Origin of the sequence: Leptolyngbya sp. GB1-A1 (assembly GCF_039962475.1) — a bacterium.
Lineage (GTDB): Bacteria > Cyanobacteriota > Cyanobacteriia > Elainellales > Elainellaceae > Leptolyngbya_A.
Genome location: NZ_JAMPLI010000113.1, coordinates 1 through 3,413, shown reverse-complemented (window position 1 = coordinate 3,413; position 3,413 = coordinate 1). Strand labels below are relative to the sequence as shown.

Annotated in this window: 4 protein-coding genes and 1 pseudogene; 1 reads left to right on the top strand and 4 read right to left on the bottom strand. The window is 49.6% G+C overall.

Annotated elements, in window-relative coordinates; all coding sequences use genetic code 11:
- Positions 1-245, top strand: a 245-nt coding sequence (locus NDI45_RS30675) for a hypothetical protein (RefSeq protein ID WP_348250058.1), incomplete at its 5' end; no start/stop codon positions are given.
- Between the two features lie 148 nt (positions 246-393).
- On the opposite strand, the gene NDI45_RS30670 is transcribed toward NDI45_RS30675, so the two are convergent.
- The 4 genes and pseudogenes from NDI45_RS30670 to NDI45_RS30655 all read right to left on the bottom strand — a co-directional run.
- Positions 394-660: a GFA family protein gene (locus NDI45_RS30670; RefSeq protein WP_348250057.1), complete on the bottom strand. Its 267-nt coding sequence runs from the start codon at positions 658-660 to the stop codon at positions 394-396.
- 37 nt (positions 661-697) lie between these two features.
- Positions 698-1,582 (bottom strand): NAD(P)-dependent oxidoreductase, encoded by an 885-nt coding sequence (locus NDI45_RS30665; protein WP_348250056.1) that lies wholly within the window; start codon positions 1,580-1,582, stop codon positions 698-700.
- Between the two features lie 290 nt (positions 1,583-1,872).
- Positions 1,873-2,949 (bottom strand): DNA polymerase IV, encoded by a 1,077-nt coding sequence (dinB, locus tag NDI45_RS30660; protein ID WP_348250055.1) that lies wholly within the window; start codon positions 2,947-2,949, stop codon positions 1,873-1,875.
- 29 nt (positions 2,950-2,978) lie between these two features.
- Positions 2,979-3,285: pseudogene (locus NDI45_RS30655) on the bottom strand (IS1 family transposase); the annotation flags it as partial.
- Positions 3,286-3,413: the final 128 nt, after the last annotated feature.

The following is a 3,413-nucleotide window of genomic DNA, read 5'->3' as shown; positions in this document are numbered from 1 at the left end:
CCGCAGATAGTTTTGAGTGGCTAGATTCAGCGTTCGAGCATCGGGTTTGTTCATACCTCTATGCTAACAATTTCTCTCCTAATCCTGCCCTCTCTTTCCTTGCCGGGTTAATATCAGTAAGAACGGCAAACAAAGAGGGAAACAAAATTACCTCTGCAAAGTTTGTCAACGACAGTTTATCAAAACCTATGATCCACCCCCGGGTTACTTCGATGGGTACTGTCAACTTAACCAAAAAGACTTAAGAATCAGCACGGTAGTCTTTGATGAGGTGGAATCACAGGACTATGCGGCAGATTTCAACCCAACAATCTCTTGCCAATTTTCAATGCGTTGACGCATTTCAACGTGAGAGTCAAGGGGTGTTGCGAATAAAGTGAGATTCGAGCAGCCCTACTCCTGTTTTGCAAAAGCGTAAGGTGGCGGAGATTGATCAAATTTGGGTAGGTCAGGATTGAGATCATAGTATTTGACCTCACCCGTAATTGTGACTGCTTCACGGGGAACGACCATTGCTGTGGCAAAGGCAGTTCCTGTGGCTCGCTGGCAATCCTGACAGTGGCAGTTTCCTATTGCCAGAGGGTCTGCTGAACATTCATAGCGGATTGCGCCACACATACAACCACCAGTCAAGGGAATTTTCAGGGTTCTGGAATTCAAGATGGACGCTGGGTCTAGTTGCTCAATGACTTGTTTACTATAATCCTGCCTCTTCTGCTGTTTTCAGGGCTAACCCAGTCCAATCGATGTCCCCCTTTCCATTCGTGACCAGTGCGAGCAGTCGATCGTGCAATAAGCTTGCCAAGGGAAGCGGCATTTGGCTTTCACGAGCCGTTTCAAGTGCAAGAGTCACATCTTTCAAGCCCAGCGATAACTTAAAGCCTGCGGGTTCGTACTGCTGCTGGGCAATCATTCGCCCGTAGTTTTGGTAGATCGGGCAAGCAAATAGGGTTTGACCAAATAAATTGGCAACCTCAGTGCGATTGATCCCGTTCTTCTCTGCTAGCGTGAAGGCTTCTGCCATCGCTTCGATCGCCGAAATAATCAAGAAATTCCCGGTGAGTTTCACCACGTTAGCGGCTCCGGCATCCTCGCCAAAGTCGAATATTCCCTGCCCCATCTGTTCCAGCAGCGGTTTGACTCGTTCCTTCGCAGCGGTTTTGCCAGAGCAGGCAATCCAGAGTTTACGGGCTGCCGCTGCATCGGGCCGCCCAAAGACGGGAGCCGCGACATAGTGTGATTCCTGCTGTTGATGAAGTTCGGATAGCCTACAAGCCGTAGCTGGTGCGACCGTACTCATCGAGAGATGTATCCCGCCTTCGCCCAAACTGCTCAAAATGCCGTTCTCGTCCAGCACAACGGCTTCTAACGCCGCATCGTTTGCCAGCATGGTGATCACAATTCCACCCGGCGAAACGGCTTCAGCAGGGTGATGAACCACCTGTGCCCCCTGCTCAGCTAAAGATTGCGCTTTTTCTGGCGTGCGGTTGTGAACGTTCAGCCGATAGCCTGCTGCCAATAGATTAGCTGCCATCGGCACACCCATGCTGCCGAGTCCAATGAAACCAATCGTCTCACTCATAATATTGCTCTGTTATTAAGGGGTTGCGAAATCTGGGAAAGATTTATCTGAAAGTAGCAAATGTCTGCACTGTAATTCTAAACACTGAGCTGTCTTTAATCTAATCCTTGCGCCATTCTGATTCCAGTCACAATATTTCCTGCCAACATTAATCTTGCTGGATAAGTCAGTCAGTCACAGTTTCACGAATACAGCATCACGGAAAGGAGGGGTTGTACTTCAGCGTCCTTCCAATTCACATCTACCCTCACTCAGGGTCAATCTAGAGTAACCCTGCTCAAACAGCCTCGCTAAACATTCGGGCAAAGTTGCACATAATGCTCTTGTGTTTCGCCAATCAAATTAGAAATCGTCAGCCCTATTAGCCTGACTGCCTTCTGTTGGATCGCCGTCATGTGTAACAGTTCATGTGCGACATCGAGAATCAGTGATCGATCCCTAACGGGCGTGAGCAATGTTCGACTGCGCGTCACTTGCTGGTAGTCCGCATATTTCACTTTTAGCGTTAACGTTCGTCCCACTGTCCGTTGGTTATCAAGTCGCCGCAGGAGAGTGTCTGCCACCTCCTCCAGTGCAGTCTCAATCTGGGCACGATCGCTCAGATCCGGGTCGTAGCTATTCTCTGCCCCAATCAACTTGCGAATGCGGTTCGGGTGGACAGGGCGATCGTCCTCTGCTCTGGCAATTTTGTAATGGTACTGCCCCACCTTGCCAAAGTGATGCACCAGATCGCCTTGGCTCCACTGCTTCAGGTCGGCTCCAGTGCGAATGCCAAGCTGATGCATCTTTGCTGCTGTCACCTGCCCTACGCCGTAGAACTGCTCGATGGGCAACCGTTCCGCAAATGCAGCCGCATCCTCAGGCGGAATAATGAATAGATCATTCGGCTTATCCACGCCAGAAGCAACTTTTGCCAAAAACTTATTAATGGAAACTCCTGCAGAAGCGGTCAGCCCCGTTTCCTCATAAATTTCCTGCTTGATCGTCTGAGCAATCCAGGTGGCAGAAGGAATGCCAAACTTGTTCTCGGTGACATCCAGATACGCTTCATCGAGGGCGAGCGGCTCTACCCAGTCCGTGTAGCAGTGGAAGATTTCGCGAATCTGCAATGAGATGCGTCGATACACATCAAAGCGCGGCTTGACAAAGATCAGGTGGGGACACTTTTGATGAGCGGTGCGGGAAGGCATCGCAGAATGAATGCCATATCGTCTTGCTTCATAGCTGGCGGCTGCTACGGCTCCTTGCTTATCGGGTGATCCGCCCACGACGATCGGCTTGCCCCGGTATCTCGGCTCATCCCGTTGTTCCACCGAGGCATAGAACGCATCCATGTCTACATGAATAATCTTCCTGACTGCTTGCATGGCAGTCTTAGTTTCAGGGGCTAACTAGAAACGATTGCCCACAAGGGATGAAACGTGTCAGCGCCATGATTACCCAAGACCCACCCTAAAATTCCCGCTTTGAAGGGGTCAATTGCAGTCCACAGCCAAATCTTGTTTTTTTGAAAACAAATGTTTCTAATTCATCCAATTCGCCCACTTCAGAAGTGAGTTGTGGATCATATGCATCCGGTAACAGTTCACCGATTTGTTTGACCAAGTAATGACAGTCGTGTGATGAACGCCTTTGACTCGTTCTATCACTCGAAATCCCCTGCCATTGACATACAGCTTGAGACATTCCCGCTTGAACTCATCGAAGGGTATTGTCAAGTTAACTCGAATGTAGAATAAGCGTGCTGGTTCAACCTTGATCGCACCTACCGTCCCATGTATTCTCGTCACCGATTTCCCGCCGAAATTATCAGCTACTGTGTTTGGCTCTA